This window comes from Derxia lacustris, assembly GCF_002105195.1.
Taxonomy (GTDB): Bacteria; Pseudomonadota; Gammaproteobacteria; order Burkholderiales; family Burkholderiaceae_E; genus Derxia; species Derxia lacustris.
The window spans coordinates 1-20,533 of record NZ_MUHU01000008.1 but is presented as its reverse complement, the minus strand read 5'-3'; the positions used below and the strand labels follow the sequence as shown (position 1 = coordinate 20,533).

Genomic DNA, 20,533 nt, shown 5'->3' with positions numbered 1-20,533 from the left:
CGCCGCCCACGAAAAAAGGGCGCCCGGTCGTGCAACCGGGCGCCCTTCTTGTTTGCAAGCCGGCCAGTCCTGCGCCGGCCTGCGCCTTACGCCGTCACAGCGCGCCTTCGCCGGCTTCGCCGGTGCGGATGCGGATCACCTGCTCCAGCTCGCTCACGAAGATCTTGCCGTCGCCGATCTTGCCGGTATGCGCGGCCTTGGTGACCGCCTCGATGACCGCATCGACCAGCGCCTCGGGCACGGCGGCCTCGATCTTGGTCTTGGGCAGGAAGTCGACCACGTACTCGGCACCGCGATAGATCTCGGTATGGCCCTTCTGGCGGCCAAAACCCTTCACCTCGGTGACCGTGACGCCGTTGACGCCGGCCTTTTGCATTGCTTCACGCACTTCATCGAGCTTGAACGGCTTGACGATGGCAGTAATCAGTTTCATGAGCTCTCCGGTTGGATCAGTTGGAGTACTTGTAGCCGACCTCGCCGTGCGAGGAAAGGTCAAGACCGTCAACCTCTTGTTCCTCGTCGACACGCAGGCCGCCGCACACCATGGCCGCGATTTTGAACGAGACCCAGCTGGCCACCACCGAATACACGAAAGTGAAGGCCGTCACGCCCAGATTCACGCCGAGCTGGCTCGCAAAATCCCGGCCTTCGGCAAAGCCCACGCCGCCGAGCGCCGGCAGCGCAAAGATCACCGACAGCGCGCTGCCCACGATGCCGCCCACGCCGTGCACGCCGAACACGTCGAACGAGTCGTCCAGACCCATCATCGGCTTGAGCTTCTCGACCGCCCAGACGCAGACCGGCGCCACCAGCAGGCCGCAGGCAATGGCGCCCATCGGGCCGACATAGCCGCAGGCCGGCGTGATCGCCACCAGCCCCGAGATCGCGCCCGACACCGCGCCGAGCAGGCTCGGCTTGCCGCGATGGAACCACTCGACCAGCATCCACGACATGGCGCCGGCGCAGGCCGCGAGCATGTTGTTGAGCACCACCAGCATCGCGAAGCCGCTGGCCGCATAGGCGCAGCCGCCGCAGAAGCCCAGCCAGCCGACCCAGACGATCGAGCCGCCGGTCATGGTCATGGTCATGTTGTGCGGCGCCAGACCCGGCGTGCCGAAGCCCTTGCGCCGACCGACCAGCCAGGCCGCGACCAGCGAGGCCGCGCCGACGTTCACATGCACCACATTGCCGCCGGCAAAGTCGAGCGCGCCGAGCTGGAAGATCCAGCCGCCGGCCCAGGCCATGTGCGCCTGCGGCACGTAGTTGAGCGTGAACCACATCGCCAGAAACACCAGCACCGCCGAGAACTTGATCCGCTCGGCAAACGCGCCGCAGATGATGACCGGCGTGATGGCCGCGAACAGCAGCATGAAGAACACATAGAGCCATTCAGGAATGGTTCCCTGGAGCGCATCGTTGTTGATGCTGGCCAGAAAGACCTTGGCCGAGCCGCCGATCAGGCTTTGCAGCGAGCCGCCATCCACAAAGATGAAGCTGTAACCGTAGATGGCGAACAGCAGCGAGATCAGCGCCGAGCCCGAGAAGATCTGCATCAGGATCGACAGCACATTCTTGCTGCGCGCCAGGCCGCCGTAGAACAGCGCCAGACCCGGAATCAGCAGCAGCAGCACGAACAGCGCGCAGCAGGCCACGAAGGCCGTGTCGCCGCTGTTGAGCACCGGCGTGACGGCAGCAGCGGCAGCCGTGGCGGCGGGCGCTGCGGCGTCGGCGGCTTGCTCCACCGCGTCCTGCGCCAGCGCCGCCAGCGAGGCGGTCGAGAGCAGCGCGGCGGTCAGGCCGCGCCACAGTCGTGAGGGAAGGTTCATTTCGCGCTCCATGTCGATCGTCGAGAGGAAGGGATGTCTTGGTGGCGCGGCCGCCGGAGTGGCGGCACGCGCATCGTTGTCGGTCGTCCCGAAAGCCTTGCCAGCGTTTGCAATTGCCGTGCCGTGGTTTCTTGATGAGAATTAAAGGTTCGTTTAAGTAAACCTTCTACTCACCGCGACCGAGGCCGGTTGCGGCGCCTTCGAGGCGCCTGGGTGGGGCGGCGCTGGCGGGCGACGCACGCAGGCTGTGCGGCCGATGGCCGTGGCGGTGCGTGGCTTGCGCCGGCTCTGGGATGCGATTTCGACTGGCGAACTCAGAACGTCCGCTTGAGCGAGGCGATCCACTTCGGGCCGGCGGTATCGACGCTGCCGATGCGGTAGAGCGCCGACTTGCCGTTGGTATCGGCCCAGGCCAGACCCGCGACCCAGCCCGAGCCCAGATCGGCGGCGACGCCGAGCTTGTAGTCGGTGAAGTCGTACTGGCCGTAGCCCTTCACCTTCTGATGGCCGACGTGGGCTTGCGCGGTGTAGCCGGCCAGCACCTCGTAGGCGAGATTGGCCTCGACGTATTGCGAGCCCTTCGAGTCGCCGGCGCCCATCGACGCGTCGTTGAAGCCGAAGTAGTTGGTCAGGGTGCGCGAGTACTTGAGGTTGAGCACGCTCCAGGTGGCGCCCGCATAGGCTTCGAGCGTGTTGTAGCTCTGGCCGGCAAAGCGGCCTTGCGGATAGGTGAATTGCAGCAGGCCCACGTCATACGCAATGTCGGCCGCGCTGCCGGCATAGCCGCCGTAGATGTCGAACTCGGCCGAGGCGTCGGTGAGCGCCTTGCTGCTCACGTTGCTGCCCCACACGCCCAGATACAGGCCGCTCGAATGCACGGCGTCGAAGCCGCCCTGCACGGCCGCGCCGTCCTGGGTGTAGCTGATGCCGCGGAACACATAGTTGGATACCAGCGCCACATTGGCCGTGAGCGTCAGCGGCGAGGCTTCGGCGGCGGGGGCTTCTTCGGCAAAGGCCGCGAGCGGCAGCAGCGCCGAAGCGGCAAGGCTGGCCCCGACAAGGCCGCGAGAGGTGATACGGAACATGAGTGCTCCTGTTGGAGTGGTTGAAGGCGCGGCGCGCCGGCCGCGACGGTTGCTGCAAGAACTCGGGGCGTGGCCCGCCGCGCGCACAGGCGCGGGCGGGCCGGACTCAGGCGCGCGGACGCAGCCGTTCGGGGTCGTAGTGCGGCAGCGCGGTGATGTGCGCGGGCAGGCGCTTCTGGTGGCCGTCGAGCTTTCCGACTTCCACCGCCGTGCCGGGCGCGGCGTGCTGCACGTCGATACGCGCGATGCCGATCGAGCGGCCGAGCAGCGGCGAGCGCATGCCGCTGGTCACCACGCCGACCGGCACGCGGCCGATGAACAGCTCGTCGCCGTGGCCGATGGCATCGCTGCCTTCCAGCTGGATGCCGACGATCTGCTTGCGCGGATGCGCGGCGCGTTCTTCCAGCACCGCGCGGCCGATGAAGTCGGTCGGCTTGTCGAGCGAGATCGCATCGCCGACCCAGCCTTCCCAGCCGTCGGTGCGCTCGTCGAATTCATTGCCGGCGGCGGCCAGGCCCGCTTCGATGCGCAGCAGGTCGAGCGCATCGAGGCCCATGGCTTTCAGGCCGAGCGGCTGGCCGGCCTGCCAGATCGCGTCCCACACGGCTTCGGCGTCGCGCGGGTGGCAGAAGATTTCGTAGCCCAGCTCGCCGGTGTAGCCGGTGCGCGACAGCACGATGGGCGCGCCCTCGTAGCCGCCGATGCGCGCCGGCACGAAGCGCAGCCATTTCAGCTCGTCGATGCTCGGCTGCGCGGGCGCGGTCCAGACGATCTGGCGCATCAGCTCGCGCGCACGCGGGCCTTGCACGGCCAGGTTGCAGAGCTGCTCGGTCGATTCGCGCGCCCAGGCCTGATAGCCCTTTTCCTCGGCCTGCTTGCGCAGCCAGGGGCCGACCGCATCCTCGCTGCACACCAGCCGGAAATTGTTCTGGCAGATGCGGTAGAGCAGCGCGTCGTCGAGCACATTGCCGTTGGCATGGCAGAGCGCCACATGCGCCACCTTGCCGGCGCCGAGCTTGCTCACGTCCTTCACCAGCGTCCATTGCAGCAGGGCTTCGGCGTCGGGGCCGGTGATCTCGAACTTGCGCATCGCCGACAGATCGATGACGGCGACGGCTTCGCGGCAGGCCCAGTACTCGGCCACCGCGCCCTCCCCTGCAAAGCACGTCGGCAGCCACCAGCCGCGGTAGTCGACGAAGTGGCGCGTCAGCGCGGAGGTGCGCGCGTGGAACGGGGATTCGCGCGTGAGCTTGGGGTCGGCGTCGGGTGTCATGCGATGGGCGATGGCGCGCGAAAAGTTCTCGCGCGGCGCGTAGGTGCGCACATGGATGTCGGTCGGGTTCCAGCCGTTGGCCGGGTCGATGTCGTCGGGGCAGGACGAGGTGACGCAGACCAGATCGGTCAGCGCGCGCAGCAGCACGTAATCGCCGGGGCGCGACCACGGTTCATCGAGATGCAGCTGATGGTTGTGGTCGAGGAAGGTGTTGTAGAAAAAGTTGAGCGCTTCCCAGCCCTTGCGCGGCGCGATGCCGTAAGGCGCGAGCGCTACGTTGAAGTTGTCGCTGCAATTCACATGGCCGGGATAGCCCATGTCGTCGTAGTAGCGCGCACCGCAGGCGTTGGCGAAGGCGTCATGCCGGCCGACCGTGTCCTGCACCACTTCGATCAGCGGCTGCTGGTCGCGGTCGAACCCCTTCGACGGCAGGCCGGGCTGCGGATAGAGCTGGCCGAGCAGCGTGCGCGTCATCGTCGCGTCGAGCCCGCGATCGAGGCCGCGCTCCACCTTGGCGAGCGCAAAGGCCTGGAAGTCCGAGCATTGCCGGCCGGCCACGTCGAGCACCTGGATGAACTCGCCGGCCTTCACGACATAGGCGTGGGCAGTGCCGGGCGCGATGCGCTGCTCGAACAGCGGATCGGCGAGCGGCTCGGGCAGCGCGATGACGCCGGCCGACGTTTCGGAGGCGGCGCGCACGAGGGTCAGCGCGACCGGCGTGGCGGTGTCGCCAGCGACAAAGTCCATGCGCGGCGCCGGCGTCGCCACGATGACGATGCCCGCGCGCTGCACGGTGAAGCTCGCCTGCGCACCTGCGCGCGAGCCGGCGCCGAACAGGCGCAGCCCGCTCGCCTCGGCCAGCGCAATGCCGCGCCGCGCGAGCGCGGCCAGCGTGCGGCGCGCGCCGGCATCGCCCTCGGCCATCAGCGCGAGAAAGCCGTCGGGCCGGGCCACGACCGCACCGTCCGCAGCCCCGAAAGCCGCCGCGTCGAAGCGCCCGTCGCCGGCACAGAACATCAGCTCGCAGACCTGGCCGCCCTCGACATCCGTGAGGGCCAGCCGGTCGCCAGCCTGGACCGCGACGACAAGCGAACCGCGTCCTGCAACGCGGTGACGTTCGGTGCCGGCCGCGCGCGCCGCCAGCCCGGGCTGGAGGATGCGGCTCGCGAGCGGCGCCGCGAGCCGGCCGCGCGCGGTGGCGTCGGCCTCAGCCATTGGCCTGGCTCTCGCCGTTGGCCAGATAGGCTTCGAGCGAATCGTCGAGCGCGTCCTTCCACGGCGTGTGATGCAGCGGCGACTGCTTGCCGGTGATGAGCGACCGGTAGCTGTGGTCGCGGAAGGTCATGATGTTTTCGTGCTTGTGCTGCTCCCAGACCAGGAAGGTCTGGATCACGCCCTCGATGTCGAACATCGGATAGTCGGTCGCGGCGATCAGCTCCTTCACGTAATCGGCCTGGAACCGGATCATCGATTCGTCGTTGGTCAGGCCCTCTTCGCGCTGGCGCCAGGCCGCGCTGTTGGCGGCCATGGTGTCGGCCGGCGGCAGCGAGATGCGGCCAAGGACGATGTCGCGCACATACCAGGCCTGGGCGTCGAACATGTTGAAGGTGAAGAACTGGTCCTGCATGCCCAGGTAGAAGAACTTGGGGTTGTTCTCCCAGACCACGCCCTTGTACAGGCCGAGCGGCCACAGGCGGTTGTCGGTCTTGAGGCGCAGGTCTTCCGGCAGGAAGGGGAAGTAGTGCTTGTAGCCGGTGCAAAGAATGATTGCGTCCACTTCTTTGGAGCTGCCGTCCTTGAAGTAGGCGGTCTTGTTCTCCACCCGGGTCAGCAGCGGCTTCTGTTCCCAGTTGTCGGGGAAGTGGAAGCTCATCGGCTTGCTGCGATAGCTGGTCGTGATGCTGTTGGCGCCGTACTTCCAGCATTGCGAGCCGATGTCCTCGGCCGAGTAGCTGCGGCCGATCAGCAGCAGATCCTTGCCCTTGAATTCGAGCGCGTCGCGGAAGTCGTGCGCATGCAGCACGCGGCCGTTGAAGGTGTCGAGACCGTCGAAGTAAGGCACATGCGGCGTCGAGAAATGGCCGCTGGCGCAGATGACGTAATCGAACTGCTCGCTCGTCATCACGTCGTTCTTCAGGTCGTGCGCGGTCACGGTGAACTGCTCGCTCGCCGCGTCGTAGCTCACCATGCGCACCGGCGTCTCGAAGCGGACCCAGCCGCGCACATTGGCCTTCTCGACCCGGCCCTTGATGTAGTCCCACAGCACGGCGCGCGGCGGGTAGGAGCCGATGCCCTTGCCGAAATGCTCGTCGAAGCTGTAGTCGGCAAACTCCAGACATTCCTTCGGGCCGTTGGACCACAGGTAGCGGTACATGCTGCAATGAACCGGCTCGCCGTTCTCGTCGAGGCCGGTGCGCCAGGTGTAGTTCCACAGGCCGCCCCAGTCGCTGCTCTTCTCGAAACAGACGATTTCCGGAATCTCCGCGCCCTTGGCGGCGGCCGACTGGAAGGCCCGCAACTGGGCCGTGCCGGAGGGGCCGGCGCCGATCACTGCAACTCGCTTCTTGGTCATTTGGGTTGTTCTCCTGGTGTCGATGACTGCGGTCATGCGCCGCGCATTGCACGGCGCCTCGAAACCAGTTTTCTTCCCGCCCGCCTCACCCGCAATCGTCATGAGTGGTTACCTCCTTGGGGGTAGTCGGCCGGCTACTCCCTTGGTGGTACTGCCTCGTGAGGATTGGCGCGGCCTGCCCGCGCGCCCAGCATTCGGTCATCTCCCAAAGCACGCCAAAGAGGTATTGCGGATGAACCGAAACTCGATCCTGAACGAACGCCACCGCCAGCTCGGCTCGAAGCTCGACGGCGACACCTGGAACGGCATGCCGCTGCCCTGGAGCTATGCCACCGACGCGCATGACGAAGTGATCGCCACGCGCAGCCGTGCCGCGCTCTACGACGTGTCGGCGCTCAACATCGTCAACGTCAGCGGCCCCGATGCCGAGGCTGTGCTCGACAAGCTCGTGACCATCGACATCACCAAGATGAAGCCCGGCACCGCGCGCCTCGCCGCCGAAGTGAACGAAGCCGGCGCGCTGGTCGACGACATCATGGTGATCCGCGACGCCGCCGACCGCTTCCGCCTGTCGCATGGCAGCGGCGCCACGCCGGTGACGCTGGCGCAGCTGGCCGAGGGCCGCAACGTGAGCGTCGAGGCCGACCGTGACGTTCACATCCTGTCGCTGCAAGGCCCGGTGTCGCTCGACGTGCTGGCGCCGCACACGCCGTTCAAGCTGGCCGAGCTGCGCTACTTCACGCACACCGAGACCACGCTGTTCGGCCGCAACGTCGTCCTCGGCCGGGGCGGCTACTCGGGCGAGCGCGGCTACGAGGTGTATTGCGCCGCCGCCGATGCCGTGTTTTTGTGGGACGCCATCCTCGACGCGGGCAAGCCCTTCGGCGTGATCCCGGCGTCGTGGAACACGCTGGAACTCACGCGCATGGAAGGCGCGCTGCTGTTCTTCCCGTTCGAGATGCCCGAAGGCGACACCACGCCCTGGGAAGTCAACATGGACTGGGCCATCGACCTGGACAAGGCCGGCGACTACATCGGCAAGCCGGCGGTGCTGGCGCTCAAGGGCCGCGAACGCGTGAAGCAGGCCGGCATGATCGTCGAGCACTCGGCGGCCATCGAGGGCGGCGCCGTGATCCTCGATGGCGACAGGCAGGTTGGCGTAGTGACCTCGGGCAGCTACAGCCGCTATCTCATGCAATCGCTGGCGCTGGTCCATCTCAAGCCGTCGCATGCCAACCTCGGCACGCGGCTCACGGTGAAGGGCGCGGCCGGCAGCTTCAAGGCGATGGTCGTGCGCACGCCGTTCTACGACCCGATGCGCCTGCGCACCCATCCCGAAAAGCTCGGCTGACGAGGCGCCCATGTCGGCTTATTCCATCAAGAGCCAGCCGGTCTGGCCCGCGCTCGACTGGGACGCGAGCGGCCGGCGCCATCTGCTGCTGGCCGGCGCCGCCGATGCGGCACTCGCCGCGCAGCTGGCGGCGAATGCGCCCGCCGCGCTCGACCTGATCGTGCTGCGCCATGACGGCGACGCCGCCTGGCATGCGCTCGCCAGCGCCACGCCCGATGCCGCCGTCCATCCCGCGCCCGACCAGACCGCCGCGCTCGGCCTGCTGCGCGACCTGCTCGCCGGCGCATCGATGGGCCTGCGCCTGTATCTGGTCGGCAGCGAGCCGCTGATCTGGGCGGCGGCGCAGATCGCCAACGCCGCCGGCCTCGGCGAAGCCGAAATCCGCCGCCACCGCTGCGGCACGCTCGCGCGGCCGGTCTACTGCGTGCACTGCAAGACGGTCACGCCGGCGGTCCACACCAACCTCGCGCCCTGCGCCGGCTGCGGCCGCACGCTGTTCGTGCGCGACCATTTCTCGCGCCGGCTCGGCGCCTACATGGGCTTCCAGGCCGACGCCGAGGAGCCCGGTCAACTGCCGGCCGTGGAGCGGCTTTACCCATGAGCGACACCCTTGCCGTGACCATCACCGCCCTGCGCGACCTTGCGCCGGGCATCCGCGAGATCAGCCTCGCGCGCGCCGACGGCCAGCCCTTCCCGGTGTTCTCGGGCGGCAGCCATGTGGTCGTGTCGATTCCCGTCAACGGGCGCATCCAGCGCAATCCGTACTCGCTGCTCGGCGACCCGGAACAGCGCGACTGGTGGCGCATTGCCGTGCGCAAGCAGACGCCGTCGCGCGGCGGCTCGGCCTGGCTGCATGAGCATGCGGCGGTCGGCATGCGGCTTGAAGTCGCAGCTCCGATGAATCTTTTTGCGCTGGTGCGCACGGCGCGCCGGCATCTGCTGGTGGCCGGCGGCATCGGCATCACGCCGATCCTGTCGCAGGCGCGGCAACTGGCGCGCGCCGGCGCCGATTTCGAGGTGCATTACGCCTGGCGCGCGCCGGAGTACGCGGTGTTTGCCGACGAGCTGGAAGCGCTCGCGCCCGGCCGCGTGTTTCACCACGACGCGAGCGCCGGCGATGTCATCGACTTCACCGAGCTGCTCGCCGACCAGCCGCTCGGCACGCACTTCTACATCTGCGGCCCGGCGCCGATGGTCGAGGCGGCGCTCGCCGCCGGCCATGCGCTCGGCTGGCCCGCAGGCTCGCTGCATTCCGAGCAATTTCTGGCGCCGGCCGGCGGCGAGCCCTTCGACGTGCTGCTCGCGCGCAGCGGCAGCCGCATCACCGTGGCCGCCGATACCTCGCTGCTCGATGCGCTCGAAGCTGCCGGCGCCGCCGTCACCTCGCTGTGCCGCGGCGGCGCCTGCGGCCAGTGCGAAACCGTCGTGCTCGCCGCCGACGGCGAACTGCTGCATCACGACCTGTGGCTCGGCGCCGACGACCGCGCCGCCGGCAAGAAGATCATGCCCTGCGTGTCCCGCCTCAAGGGCGGCTGCCTCACCCTCGATCTCTGAAGGAAAGTCCATGACCCTCGCGTTCAAGCAGGAAACCTTCCGCGACGACTACAGCTATCGCAACTCGCCCGAGGCGATCCGGCGCTTTCCGTTCCCGTTCCCGCAGGACGAGTACATGTACTCGGTCAACATCGAGCCGCATCTGCCGGGCGCGCCGGGCTCGGTGTTCGAGCGTGCCTTCGACATCGACGAGCACTACCTCGCCGAGGTGCGCGACCGCGCGATCACGCTGGAGCGCGACCCCGGCCGTTGCGCCAGCCTGCCGCACATGATCGAGGCCGAATGGGACACGCTGGAGCTGCTGATGGAATCGCTCGCGCGCGACTATCCGCAGCACTTCGCGCTGGCCCGCGACGGCAGCCGATGGACCTGGACCAACCGCCCGCTCGGCATCGAGCAGGCCTTCGTGTTTGGCGATGCGAGCACCCTGCCCTGCGGCCCGTTCGAGTACATCACGCGCCAGGCCCAGGGCGATTTCGTGGTGATGGACCAGCGCGACGGCAACCTGTTTGCCGACGCCGGCATGGTCACCTCGCAGGCCGACTGGTCGCTCGCCTTCGACGTGGGCATGAGCTTCCAGCAATGGCACGGCCCGGTGCCGCTGGCGCATGAGATGGGCGTGTTCGACCGCGCGCTCAAGTACCTGCTCATGCTCCAGCAGGGCAAGCCGGTGCGCCGGCTCAACTGGACCATGACGATCAATCCGCGCCTCGATACCGCGCCGGAAACCTTCCCCGAATGGGGCACGGACCGCGCCAGCGTCACGCCCGAAAACGTGGCCGGCAAGGTGCATCTACGGGTGGAGTTGCAGGCGCTGTTCCGGCTGCCGCGCAGCAACGGCATGCTGTTCAGCATCCGCTGCTATCTGGCCAGCCTGGAAGAGCTGGCCACCAAGCCGAACTGGGCCGCGCGGCTGCATCGCGTGCTGGGTTCGCTGCCGGCGCCGCTGGTCGAATACAAGGGCCTCACGCGCTTCCGGCCGCTGGCCGTGGACTGGCTCGCGCAGTTCGACGATGGCCGCGCGCTGCCGGCAGGCACCGCCGCCGAGTAAATGGCGTCCGCCGGCTCACTCGTCGGCAAACTCGCAGGTACCGGGGCCGATGGCCCTGGCCTGCAAGGCGGCCTGCTCGGCCGCCGCCAGCATCGCGTCGGCGCCCGCATAGCGCGCGTCGCTCATCGCGATGCCCACGGCAATCTCCACCGCATGCCGCGCGCCGTCCACGCGCACCGGCGCGGCCAGCGCCTCGGCCAACCGCGCCGCGTAGCGCGATACCGCCGGGATCAGCTCGCGCGCCTCGCCACCGGCGGCGCGCGCAATGCCCACGCTGCGGAAGTCGGCGACCAGCACCGCGAACTGATGGTTGCCCAGATAGCAGCTGACCGCGCCGGCGCCCGTGGCCGGCGTGAAGCGGCGCGCGACGGCCGTCAGCACCTGTTCGGCGCGCTCATGGCCGTGGCGCTCGGTCAGCGCCTCGACGCCGAGCAGATGCACGCAGAGCAGCGCGCAGGGGTGGCCCGACAGCTGCGCGAATTGCAGCGTCCACGGCAGCAGCGCCTCGAAGATCGGCCGCCCGGTCATGCCGGTGCGCGCCTCGAACCAGATGCGCCGGCGCGCGCGCTCCTCGGCGCCGCGCCGCTCGCTCACGTCGGTGACAAAGCCTTCGATCGCGAGCAGTTCGCCGTGGGCGGAGAACACGCCGCGCCCCTGCTCCCAGACCCAGCGTTCACGGCCGGCAGCGTCCTCGATGCGGTAGGCGATCTGGTAGGCCTCGCGCCGCGCGACATGCGCCTGCACCTGGGTCCAGACGAATTCGCGGTCCTCGGGATGGATCAGGTCGCCGTAGGAGATGCGGCGGCTTTCGAGCAGTTCCCAGGGCTCGTAGCCGGTGAGTTCGAGGCAGCCGTCGCTGACGAATTCCATCGTCCACGACGGGTCGTTGCGGCAGCGGTAGACCATGCCCGGCACGTTGGCGAGCAGCGTGTTGACCTGATGGCGCGCGTTGCCGTTGCGGTTGTCGGCGCCGCGCCGGCGGCTCACTTCCTCAAGCGTGCCGACCAGGCCGGTGATTGCGCCACCGGGCGCGAGGCAGGGCTGGGCGCGCAGCAGCGCGCGCAGGGGCTTGCCGCCGGCGTCCACCAGCCGCAGTTCGCAGCCGAGCGCATCCTGCTCGCCGCGCGCCACCGCCAGCAGGCCGCGCTCGATGCTGGCCGCCTCGGACGGATGCACGAAGGCGGCAAGCGAGCGGCCCAGCGTGTCGGCGACCGCGCGGCCCGACATCGCTTCCCAGGCGCGGTTCACGTAGGCAAGCCGGCCGTCGGCTTCAGCGCGGAACAGCACCAGATGCAGCTGGTCGAGCACGCCGGGCAGCGCGGCCTCGGTGCGTACCGCGCAGACCGCATCGGGCGCCGGGCACGGCGGCGCATCGGCCACCGCCGTTGCTGGCCGACGCCGGCGCAGGAACAGCAGCGGCGTCGTCACCGCAAACACCGCGAGCGCGGCCAGCGCAAAACCCTGGCCCGCATGCCATGAACCCACGAGCCAGATGAAGCACCATGCCAGCATCCAGGCCGACAACATGTAGAGCGCCATCGTCGTGATCTCCACCGTTCTTCGTTTTCATGATCGCCAGCCCCGGCTGGCCGCACTGGCCGCCGTGCTCGGCGCTTGCAGCCTTGCCGCGCTGCTGATGTTCTGGGGCAGTGTCGAGGTGCAGCAGCAGGCGCGCACCACGCTCGATGCGCTCGGCGCGCAATGTGCCAGCGCGCCGGCCGGCGCCGCTGCGCTCGCGCTGTGCGACGCGCTCGCCGTCGAGGCCGGCACGCTGGGCGGCCGGGGCCGGACGATGCTCGCGCTGCAAGCCGGCTGCCTCGCGCTGCTGGCGGGCGGCTTCGCGCTCATCCTGCGCCGCGCGCCCGAGGCGCTGGCCGGCCGCGCCCGCGCCGCCGCGCCGCCCACGCCCGTCGCCGATGCCGAACCCGCCGCGCTGCGCTGCCTGCGCGAAGCCGGCCGCCTGCTGCGCGCCGGCGACGTGAACGAGCCGGTCCTGCTGCGCGCCCTCGCCATGCTCGAAACCGCGCTCGGCGCGCGCGGCGTGGCGCTGCGTCTGCCGGCCGACACGCGCCAGCTGCTCGGCGCCGGCGCGCTGCTCTGCACCCACGGCGAGCCGGCGCTGGCCCTGCCGCTGCCCGGCGACGCGCGCGGCGAGGTCGGCGCGCGGCTCATCCCGCCCGGCCCCGATCTGCCGCTGCGCACGCTGCTGGTGCCGGTGACCAGCGCCGGCCTGCCGCCCGCCAGCCTCAGCGCCGAATTCGCGCCCGACGCCGTGGTCGGCGAGGCCCAGGTGCAGCTCGCCGAATGCTTCGCCACGCTCTGCGCGCTGGCCATCGCCGGCGTCTGCCGCAGCCATGAGGAACGCCGCGTGGCGCTGATGGAAGAGCGCAGCGCCATCGCCGGCGAGCTGCACGACTCGCTCGCGCAGTCTCTGGCCTACATGAAGATCCAGGTCGCGCAACTGCAACGCGCGCTCGACGACGACGCCGTGCCGGCCGGCGTGCGCCAGGCCGCGCTCGACCTGCGCGGCGGCCTGAGCACCGCCTACCGCGAGGTGCGCGAACTGATCGCCGCCTTCCGCGTGAGCATGGGTCCGGGCGGCCTGCGCGAAGCGGTGCAGGACACCATCGACGAGTTTGGCCAGCGCAGCGGAATCGCCATCGCCTTCGAGCACGAACTCGACCGCTGCCCGCTCGAAATCAACGAGGAATTCCATGTGATGCAGGTGGTGCGCGAGGCGCTGTCCAACATCGTGCGGCATGCCGGCGCCGAGCATGCGTGGGTGGCCGTGCGCTATGGTCCCGACCACCGCTGCACGGTCACGGTCGAGGACGACGGTCGCGGCCTGCCCGCCGCTGCTCCCGAGGGCAACCATTACGGAATGAGCATCATGAAAGAACGCGCCCGCTCGCTCGACGGCGAGGTCGGCATCGAAGCCCGCGACGGCGGCGGCACCCGCGTGCGGCTCAGCTTTGTGCCGCAGCGCCTGCCGGCCGAGCCGATGGGAGCGCCGCGATGACCGCCGGCATCCTGCTCATCGACGACCATCCGCTGTTCCGCAGCGGCGTGGCGCAACTGGTGCGAGCCGACCCCGAACTTGAACTCGTCGGCGAGGCCGGCGACGGCGCCACCGGCATCGCGCTGGCCGAGCAGTTGCAGCCGGCGCTCATCCTCATCGACCTCAACATGAAGCAGATGAACGGCATCGAGACGCTGCGCGCGCTCAAGGCCCGCAAGCTGCGCTCGCGCTGCGTGATGCTGACCGTCAGCGACGACGGCCAGGACGTGCTGGAGGCGATGCGCGCCGGCGCCGACGGCTATCTGCTGAAAGACCTGGAGCCCGAGGAACTGAGCGCGCGCATCAAGCAGGCGGTGCTGGGCCAGATGGTGATCGAGGGCAGCCTTGCGGGCCTGCTGACCGAGGCGCTCAACGCGCCGCCCAAGGTCGATGCGAGCGACCTGACCGACCGCGAGCGCGAAATCCTCGGGCTGCTGGCCGACGGCCGCAGCAACAAGGAAATCGCACGCGTGCTCGGCATTGCCGATGCGACGGTCAAGGTTCACATCAAGCATCTGCTGCGCAAGCTGAATGTGAAGAGCCGGCTGGAGGCTGCCGTGTGGGCGCTGCAGAACCCGCATTTCCGGCAGCCGATCACGGGCTGACGCTTGCCGGATCGGCGATGACGAACATCTTGCGCACCGGCACCGTCAGGGTCCAGACGGTGCGCGTGCCCTTGGTCCAGGTGCAGATGTCGCCGGTGCGGTAGTGGTGGCGCCGGCCGCTCGCGACCTCGGTGATCGTCAGTTCGCCTTCGAGCAGCAGAAAGGTTTCGTCGCCGTCTTCCGAGGCGAAGGGCGTGTCGCCGGGCTTGTCGCAGCGCCACACGCCCACCTGCAGCACGCTGCCTTCCGAGCCGCGCTCGCGCAGCAGCGTGTATTCGCCGAATTCATGCTCGGCGCCGTCAAGCGTGTAGCGCAGCGGCGTCCAGCCGTCGGCGGGGTTGCTGCTGCCGCTGTGGAACAGGTCGGGCAAGGTCGGGGGCATGCGGTGCTCCTGCGGGCTCAGCCGCGCTCGATCACGGCGAAGGCCGAATGGTTGTGGATCGACTCGAAGTTCTCGACCTCGACGCGGTAGGCGCCGATGCGCGCGTCGGCATCGAGCCGCAGCGCCACTTCGCGCACCAGGTCCTCGACGAACCTCGGGTTGTCGTAGGCACGCTCGGTGATCCACTTTTCGTCGGCGCGCTTGAGCAGCGGCCAGATTTCGCTCGACGCGCTTTCCTCGGCGTAGCGCACGAGTTCGGTCAACTCCAGCGGCGCGAGCAGCTCGGCGCGCACGGTGACGTGCGAGCGCTGGTTGTGCGCGCCGTAGGCCGAGATTTCCTTCGAGCAGGGGCAGAGCGACTTGACCGGCGCCAGCACCTCGGCCCACAGCCGCGTCGCGCCCGCGCGGCGCTCGACGATCCAGCGCGCCTGATGGTCGAGCAGGCTCGTCACGCCGGATACCGGCGCGGTCTTGCGCACGAAGAAGGTGAATGCGGCCTCGAAGCGGCCCTCGTCGGCATCGAGCAGCGCGAGCAGGTCGTCGAGTTCGCGCGGCAGCGTCTCGGGCGCGAGCGGCTGGTCGCGCCGGCCGTCGAGCCAGGCGACGAAGCGCGACATGTGCGTGCCCTTCACGTCGGCCGGCAGCGCCACATCCAGCTCCCAGGTGGCGACCACCGGTTGCAGCGCGCCCGCGATGGCGACGACCGCCGGATGACGCAGCGCCTTCACACCCACGCGGGCAATCGCCAGCCGGCGCTCGTCGCGCGCCGACTGCACATCGGGCATGGCGGCGTGAAGGGAAAGGTCGGCGGGCTGGTTCATGGCGGCGGGCTTTCGTCGGGACGGTCGTGGCGCAGGTGGGCAGCGGCGCGCGCAAGGCGCGGATTCATCCGCCGACGCATGGTGCGACCCGCCTCCGCCGCGCCGCGCAAGGCCGCATTTTCCAAACCATAGCGTCAGAATTCCTGAAGCTAACCGGCGCGGTGCCGACCGCCTCGCAGACTGCGTTCCATCGAAAACCCACCCACGGAAAGACATTCGATGGACAGCTATGACGCGATCGTGATTGGCGCCGGCGTGATCGGCAGCTCGGTGGCCTGGCACCTCGCCCACCTCGGTGCGAAGCGCGTGCTGGTGCTCGACCGCACCCAGATCGGCAACGGCACCACCTCGCAATCGAGCGGCATCCTGCGCACCCACTATTCGGTCGCCGAGAACGTCGAGCTGGCCCGCCGCTCGTGGACCGCCTTCACCGATCTGGCCGCCTACACCGGCGACGAGGATGCGGCGAGCGGCATCGTCAAATGCGGCTATCTCATCGCCTCGCCCGACAGCGCCAAGCTGGAACCGCTGCGCGCCTCGCTCAAGGGCCAGGAAGACAAGGGCATCACCATCGACTATCTCGATGCCGCCCAGGCCGCCGAGCTGCTGCCGATCGCGCGCTTCGACGACGCCGCCCTCATCGGCTACGAGCCCGAAGCCGGCTTTGCCGACGCCTACCTCGTCGCCACCAGCTTTGCCCGCGCCGCCCGCAAGCTCGGCGTGAAGATCATGGAAGGCGTCGAGGTGACGAAGCTGCTCACCGCCAACGGTCGCGTGACCGGAGTGGAAACCTCGGCCGGCACTTTCCTGAGCAACACGGTCGTGAGCACGCAGAACATCTGGTCGCGCGACATCGAGCGCTGGACCGGCATCGAGACGCCGGTGCGCGCCGAGCGCCATGCCGCGCTCGCGCTGGAGTGCGAAGCCAAATACACCTTCCAGATGCCGGTTTACAAGGATCTGGGCTCGCCCGGCATGCTGTATTGCCGCAGCTACGGCGGCGCGCAGATGCTCGTCAGCGAAGGCATCACCGGCGAGACGCTGGCCGAGCCCGACAACGAGCAGGGCGAGATCGACATGGACTACATCCTGGAGATCGGCGCCCAGGTGGCCGACCGTTTCCCGGCCTACGAGACCGCCGGCCTCGCCTCGTCCTGGACCGGCGTCTACGACGTGACGCCCGACTGGAATCCGGTGCTCGGCCGCCTCAACGGCATCGACGGGCTGGTCGTTGGCTACGGCTTCTCGGGCCACGGTTTCAAGCTGTCGCCGGGCGTGGGCCGGGTGCTGGCGCAATGCGCGCTCGGCCTGCCGACCGACGTGTCGCTCGACCCCTACTCGCTTGAGCGCTTCCGCACCGGCAACCTGCTGGTCGGCAAGTACGGCTCGGGCGCGGTCAGCTGAACCTGCATTTCAACGGAGACTTCCATGCACATCCTCGTCCCCGTCAAGCGGGTCATCGATTACAACGTGAAGGTGCGCGTCAAGGCCGACGGCTCGGGCGTCGAAACCGCCGGCGTCAAGATGTCGAGCAACCCGTTCGACGAAGTGGCTGTCGAGCAGGCGGTGCGGCTGCGCGAGCAGGGCATCGCCACTAAGGTGACGGTCGTGGCCTTCGGTCCGGCCGTGGTGGCCGACGTGCTGCGCAATGCGCTCGCGCTCGGTGCCGACGCCGCGCTGCGCGTGGAAACCGACGGCGCGCCCGACGCGCTCGCCGAAGCGCGGCTGCTCAAGGCGCTGGTCGAGCGCGAAGGCGTCGATCTGGTGCTCTGCGGCAAGCAGGCCATCGACGACGATCTGGGCAGCACCGGCCCGATGCTCGCCGGCCTGCTCGGCTGGCCGCAGGCGGTGTCGGTGAATGCGCTTGCAGCCGACGGCAGCACGCTCAAGCTCAGCTGCGACGGCGATGCCGGCATCGACCGCTTCGAGCTTGAACTGCCCGCCGTGCTCAGCGTCGACCTGCGCCTCTGCGACCCGCGCCACATCACCCTGCCCGGGATGATGAAGGCCAAGAAGGCGCCCATCGCCACAGCGCTCGCCAGCGACCTCGGCGGCAGCGCCGCCGTGTTCAGCGACGTGGTCGGCATGGCCGAACCGCCGCAGCGCCTGCCCGGCATCCGCGTGGCCTCGACCGACGAACTCATCGCCCGCCTGCGCGAACTGCCCGCGCTGCGCGCCGCCTGACTGGAGAACTTCATGACCACCCTCGTCATCGCCGCCCATGACGGCCGGCAACTCGACGACGCCACCGCGCGCGTCGTCACTGCCGCGCGCCAGCTCGGCGCCAGCATCGATGTGCTCGTGCTCGGCAGCGGCATTGCCGCCATCGCCGCGCAGGCCGCGCTGATCGAAGGCGTCGCCCGCGTGCGCGCCGTCGATGCGCCGCAACTGGCCGTCGTGCATGCCGAAGACCTCGCCGCGCAACTCGCCGCGCTCGCCGGTGAATACGGCGCAGTGCTCGCGCGCCACGACATGCTGGCCCGCTCGGCGCTGCCGCGCGCAGCAGCCTTGGCCGAGGCCGGCTTTCTCGCCGACGTGACCGCCATCCCCGCGCCCGACCGCTTCGTGCGGCCGATGTATGCGGGCGGCGTGGTCGCCGAGGTGAAGCCCGCGCAAGCCCGACTGCTGCTGACGGTGCGGCCCTCGGCCTTCGCGCCGGCCGGCGCTGCCGCCGCGCCCGCGCCGGTCGAGGCGCTCGATGCCGTCGCCGCGCCGCGCCGCGCCCGCCTCGTGGGCCAGGACCTTGCCGGCGGCGACCGGCCCGATCTGACCCGCGCGCGCATCGTCGCGGCGGGCGGGCGCGGCGTCGGCTCGGCCGAGCAGATGAAGCTGGTCGAGGCCGTGGCCGACCGGGTCAACGGTGCCGTCGGCGCGTCGCGCGCGGCGGTCGATGCGGGCTTTGCGCCCAACGCCATCCAGGTGGGCCAGACCGGCAAGACCGTGGCGCCCGAGGTCTATCTCGCCTTCGGCATCTCGGGCGCGATCCAGCACATCGCCGGCATCAAGGACGCCAAGATCATCGTCGCGGTCAACAAGGACCCCGACGCGCCGATCTTCCAGATCGCCGACATCGGCCTCGTTGGCGACATCTTCGAGGTGCTGCCGCGCCTCGCCGCCGAACTGCCGCAGCTCGCGGCCTGACGCCAACCCGCCCGCCTCCGCCGCCATGACCACCGCCCTCGCCATGCCGCCCAGCCTCGATCACGTCCGCAGCTACGACCTCGCCGACCTGCGCGAGGAGCCCTGGCGCAACGGCGGCGGCATCACCCGCACCGTGGCCGCCGGCCGGTTCGGCGCGCCCGACGCCGACGACGCCGAACCCGACTGGCGCGCCAGCATCGCCGACATCCTCGAGGACGGCGCCTTCTCGCACTTTGCCGGCATCGACCGCGAAGCCGTGCTGCTCGCCGGCCCCGGCCTCTGCCTGCATGCGCCCGACGCCGCGCTGCGTTTCGACTCGCTCGGCGCGACCCATGCGTTTGCCGGCGAGACCACGATCCGCGCGCGGCTCGGCAGCGGCCCGGCGCGGCTGCTCAACTTCATGACCCGGCGCGGCGCGGCGCGCGTGCGCGTGGACGTGCTGCGCGACCGGCCGTTCGCCTCTCAGCCCGGCAGCAGCTGGATCGTCCACGCCATCGCCGGCCGCTGGCAGGGCGACGCGGCCCGGCTCGGCCCGGGCACCGGGCTGGTGATTGCGCCCGGCGCCGCGCGCCAGCTGCTGCTGCCGGTCGCGCCCGGCGCGCTGCTCGTCGCCGCGCGCATCCAGCCCGCCTGAACTCAGCCTGAGCGCCGGCCGCCGCCCGGCCGGCCCGTTTCATTCCCCCTGCCCGCCATGCGGCCGCCGCGCCGCAGGCCGCCCCGCAACCGCCCTTCCCGCCCGCACCATGGACAGCAGCCAGCTCATCGCCCAACACGGCCCCCGCGAATCGATGGACTACGACGTGGTCATCGTCGGCGCCGGCCCGGCGGGCCTCGCCACCGCCATCCGCCTCAAGCAGCGCGCGGCGGAAGCCGGCCGCGAACTCTCGGTCGTGGTGCTGGAAAAAGGCGCCGAGCCCGGCGCCCACATCCTGTCGGGCGCGATCATGGACCCGGTCGCGCTGACCGAGCTCATCCCCGACTGGCAGCAGCGCGGCGCCCCGCTCGACCAGCCCGTGACCGAGGACCGCTTCCTCTTCCTCACGGAAACCGGCGCCCACGCCAGCCCGCTGCTGCCCGACTGCTTCCACAACGAAGGCAACTACATCGTCAGCCTGGGCGCGGTCGTGCAATGGCTTGCAGCGCAGGCCGAGGAACTGGGCGTGGAAATCTTCCCCGGCTTCGCCGCGACCGAAGTGCTCTACGACGCCAAGGGCGCGGTCACGGGCGTGGCGACCGGCAACCTCGGCCTCGACAAGGCCGGCAATCCCAAGGCCGACTTCCAGCTCGGCATGGAACTGCGCGCCAAGTACACCGTGTTCGCCGAGGGCGCGCGCGGCCAGCTCGGCAAGCAGGTGATCGCCAAGTACAAGCTCGACGCCGGCCGCGATCCGCAGAGCTATGGCATCGGCCTGAAGGAGCTGTGGGAGATCGACCCGGGCAAGCACCAGCCCGGCCTCGTCATCCACTCGGCCGGCTGGCCGCTCGATGCCGACACCTACGGCGGCTCGTTCCTGTATCACGCGGGCGGCAACAAGGTGATGGTCGGCTTCGTGGTCGGGCTCGATTACGAGAACCCCTGGCTCAGCCCCTTCGAGGAGTTCCAGCGCTTCAAGACGCATCCGGCGATTCGCGGCTTTTTTGAAGGCGCGCGGCGCATCGGCTATGGCGCGCGCGCCATCACCGCCGGCGGGCTGCTGAGCCTGCCCAAACTCGCCTTTCCGGGCGGCGTGCTGGTCGGCTGCGACGCGGGCTTTCTGAACGCGAGCCGCATCAAGGGCAGCCATGCGGCGATCAAGAGCGGCATGCTCGCCGCC

19 protein-coding genes are annotated in these 20,533 nt (G+C 69.6%); 11 read left to right on the top strand and 8 right to left on the bottom strand.

Features of this window, described 5'->3' with window-relative positions:
* Positions 1-94: 94 nt before the first annotated feature.
* The 5 genes from B9P64_RS06915 to B9P64_RS06895 form a co-directional block, all read right to left on the bottom strand.
* The gene (locus B9P64_RS06915) at positions 95-433 is read right to left on the bottom strand and encodes a P-II family nitrogen regulator (RefSeq protein ID WP_085315491.1); all 339 of its coding nucleotides are present in this window, start codon (positions 431-433) and stop codon (positions 95-97) included.
* Positions 434-449: 16 nt separating this feature from the next.
* Entirely contained in the window at positions 450-1,826 is a 1,377-nt protein-coding gene (locus tag B9P64_RS06910) for an ammonium transporter (protein ID WP_085315988.1), read from the bottom strand.
* Positions 1,827-2,140: 314 nt separating this feature from the next.
* Complete coding sequence (locus B9P64_RS06905; protein ID WP_085315490.1) at positions 2,141-2,911, bottom strand: TorF family putative porin; 771 nt, start codon at positions 2,909-2,911, stop codon at positions 2,141-2,143.
* A gap of 106 nt (positions 2,912-3,017) precedes the next feature.
* Complete coding sequence (locus B9P64_RS06900; protein ID WP_085315489.1) at positions 3,018-5,399, bottom strand: DUF1989 domain-containing protein; 2,382 nt, start codon at positions 5,397-5,399, stop codon at positions 3,018-3,020.
* On the bottom strand, positions 5,392-6,756 hold the full coding sequence (locus B9P64_RS06895; protein ID WP_085315488.1) for an NAD(P)-binding domain-containing protein: 1,365 nt from the start codon (positions 6,754-6,756) through the stop codon (positions 5,392-5,394). The genes B9P64_RS06900 and B9P64_RS06895 overlap by 8 nt, the downstream gene beginning before the upstream one ends.
* A 232-nt stretch (positions 6,757-6,988) precedes the next feature.
* Between B9P64_RS06895 and B9P64_RS06890 the strand changes: the two genes are divergently transcribed.
* From B9P64_RS06890 to B9P64_RS06875, 4 genes are read left to right on the top strand one after another with little or no spacing between them, the layout of a single operon-like run.
* Positions 6,989-8,107 carry an aminomethyltransferase family protein gene (locus B9P64_RS06890; RefSeq protein ID WP_085315487.1) on the top strand — a complete coding sequence of 373 codons (1,119 nt, stop codon included), beginning with the start codon at positions 6,989-6,991 and terminating at the stop codon, positions 8,105-8,107.
* Between the two features lie 10 nt (positions 8,108-8,117).
* Positions 8,118-8,708, top strand: a complete 591-nt coding sequence (locus tag B9P64_RS06885) for a dimethylamine monooxygenase subunit DmmA family protein (protein ID WP_085315486.1) — start codon at positions 8,118-8,120, stop codon at positions 8,706-8,708.
* Positions 8,705-9,661 (top strand): PDR/VanB family oxidoreductase, encoded by a 957-nt coding sequence (locus B9P64_RS06880; protein WP_085315485.1) that lies wholly within the window; start codon positions 8,705-8,707, stop codon positions 9,659-9,661. The genes B9P64_RS06885 and B9P64_RS06880 overlap by 4 nt, the downstream gene beginning before the upstream one ends.
* 10 nt (positions 9,662-9,671) lie before the next feature.
* Positions 9,672-10,712, top strand: a complete 1,041-nt coding sequence (locus tag B9P64_RS06875) for a heme-dependent oxidative N-demethylase family protein (protein WP_085315484.1) — start codon at positions 9,672-9,674, stop codon at positions 10,710-10,712.
* A gap of 15 nt (positions 10,713-10,727) precedes the next feature.
* On the opposite strand, the gene B9P64_RS06870 is transcribed toward B9P64_RS06875, so the two are convergent.
* Positions 10,728-12,266, bottom strand: coding sequence for a PAS domain-containing protein (locus B9P64_RS06870; protein WP_217808658.1), 1,539 nt, complete (start codon positions 12,264-12,266; stop codon positions 10,728-10,730).
* Between B9P64_RS06870 and B9P64_RS06865 the strand changes: the two genes are divergently transcribed.
* Positions 12,256-13,731 (top strand): ATP-binding protein, encoded by a 1,476-nt coding sequence (locus tag B9P64_RS06865; RefSeq protein ID WP_217808657.1) that lies wholly within the window; start codon positions 12,256-12,258, stop codon positions 13,729-13,731. The two genes, B9P64_RS06870 and B9P64_RS06865, sit on opposite strands and share 11 nt — an antisense overlap.
* Positions 13,728-14,375 (top strand): two-component system response regulator NarL, encoded by a 648-nt coding sequence (gene narL, locus B9P64_RS06860; RefSeq protein WP_085315483.1) that lies wholly within the window; start codon positions 13,728-13,730, stop codon positions 14,373-14,375. The genes B9P64_RS06865 and narL overlap by 4 nt, the downstream gene beginning before the upstream one ends.
* Here narL and B9P64_RS06855 read toward each other — a convergent pair.
* The gene (locus tag B9P64_RS06855) at positions 14,365-14,757 is read right to left on the bottom strand and encodes a cupin domain-containing protein (RefSeq protein WP_085315482.1); all 393 of its coding nucleotides are present in this window, start codon (positions 14,755-14,757) and stop codon (positions 14,365-14,367) included. The two genes, narL and B9P64_RS06855, sit on opposite strands and share 11 nt — an antisense overlap.
* 17 nt (positions 14,758-14,774) lie before the next feature.
* Entirely contained in the window at positions 14,775-15,578 is an 804-nt protein-coding gene (gene folE2, locus B9P64_RS06850) for a GTP cyclohydrolase FolE2 (protein WP_085315481.1), read from the bottom strand.
* A gap of 219 nt (positions 15,579-15,797) precedes the next feature.
* On the opposite strand from folE2, the gene B9P64_RS06845 reads away from it, so the two are divergent.
* The 5 genes from B9P64_RS06845 to B9P64_RS06825 form a co-directional block, all read left to right on the top strand.
* Positions 15,798-16,982 carry an NAD(P)/FAD-dependent oxidoreductase gene (locus B9P64_RS06845; protein ID WP_085315480.1) on the top strand — a complete coding sequence of 395 codons (1,185 nt, stop codon included), beginning with the start codon at positions 15,798-15,800 and terminating at the stop codon, positions 16,980-16,982.
* Positions 16,983-17,006: 24 nt separating this feature from the next.
* Positions 17,007-17,762 carry an electron transfer flavoprotein subunit beta/FixA family protein gene (locus B9P64_RS06840; RefSeq protein WP_085315479.1) on the top strand — a complete coding sequence of 252 codons (756 nt, stop codon included), beginning with the start codon at positions 17,007-17,009 and terminating at the stop codon, positions 17,760-17,762.
* 12 nt (positions 17,763-17,774) lie between these two features.
* Complete coding sequence (locus B9P64_RS06835; protein ID WP_085315478.1) at positions 17,775-18,719, top strand: electron transfer flavoprotein subunit alpha/FixB family protein; 945 nt, start codon at positions 17,775-17,777, stop codon at positions 18,717-18,719.
* Between the two features lie 25 nt (positions 18,720-18,744).
* The gene (locus tag B9P64_RS06830) at positions 18,745-19,353 is read left to right on the top strand and encodes a HutD/Ves family protein (RefSeq protein ID WP_085315477.1); all 609 of its coding nucleotides are present in this window, start codon (positions 18,745-18,747) and stop codon (positions 19,351-19,353) included.
* Between the two features lie 109 nt (positions 19,354-19,462).
* A partial coding sequence (locus tag B9P64_RS06825; protein WP_139826181.1) for an NAD(P)/FAD-dependent oxidoreductase occupies positions 19,463-20,533 on the top strand: 1,071 nt, incomplete at its 3' end.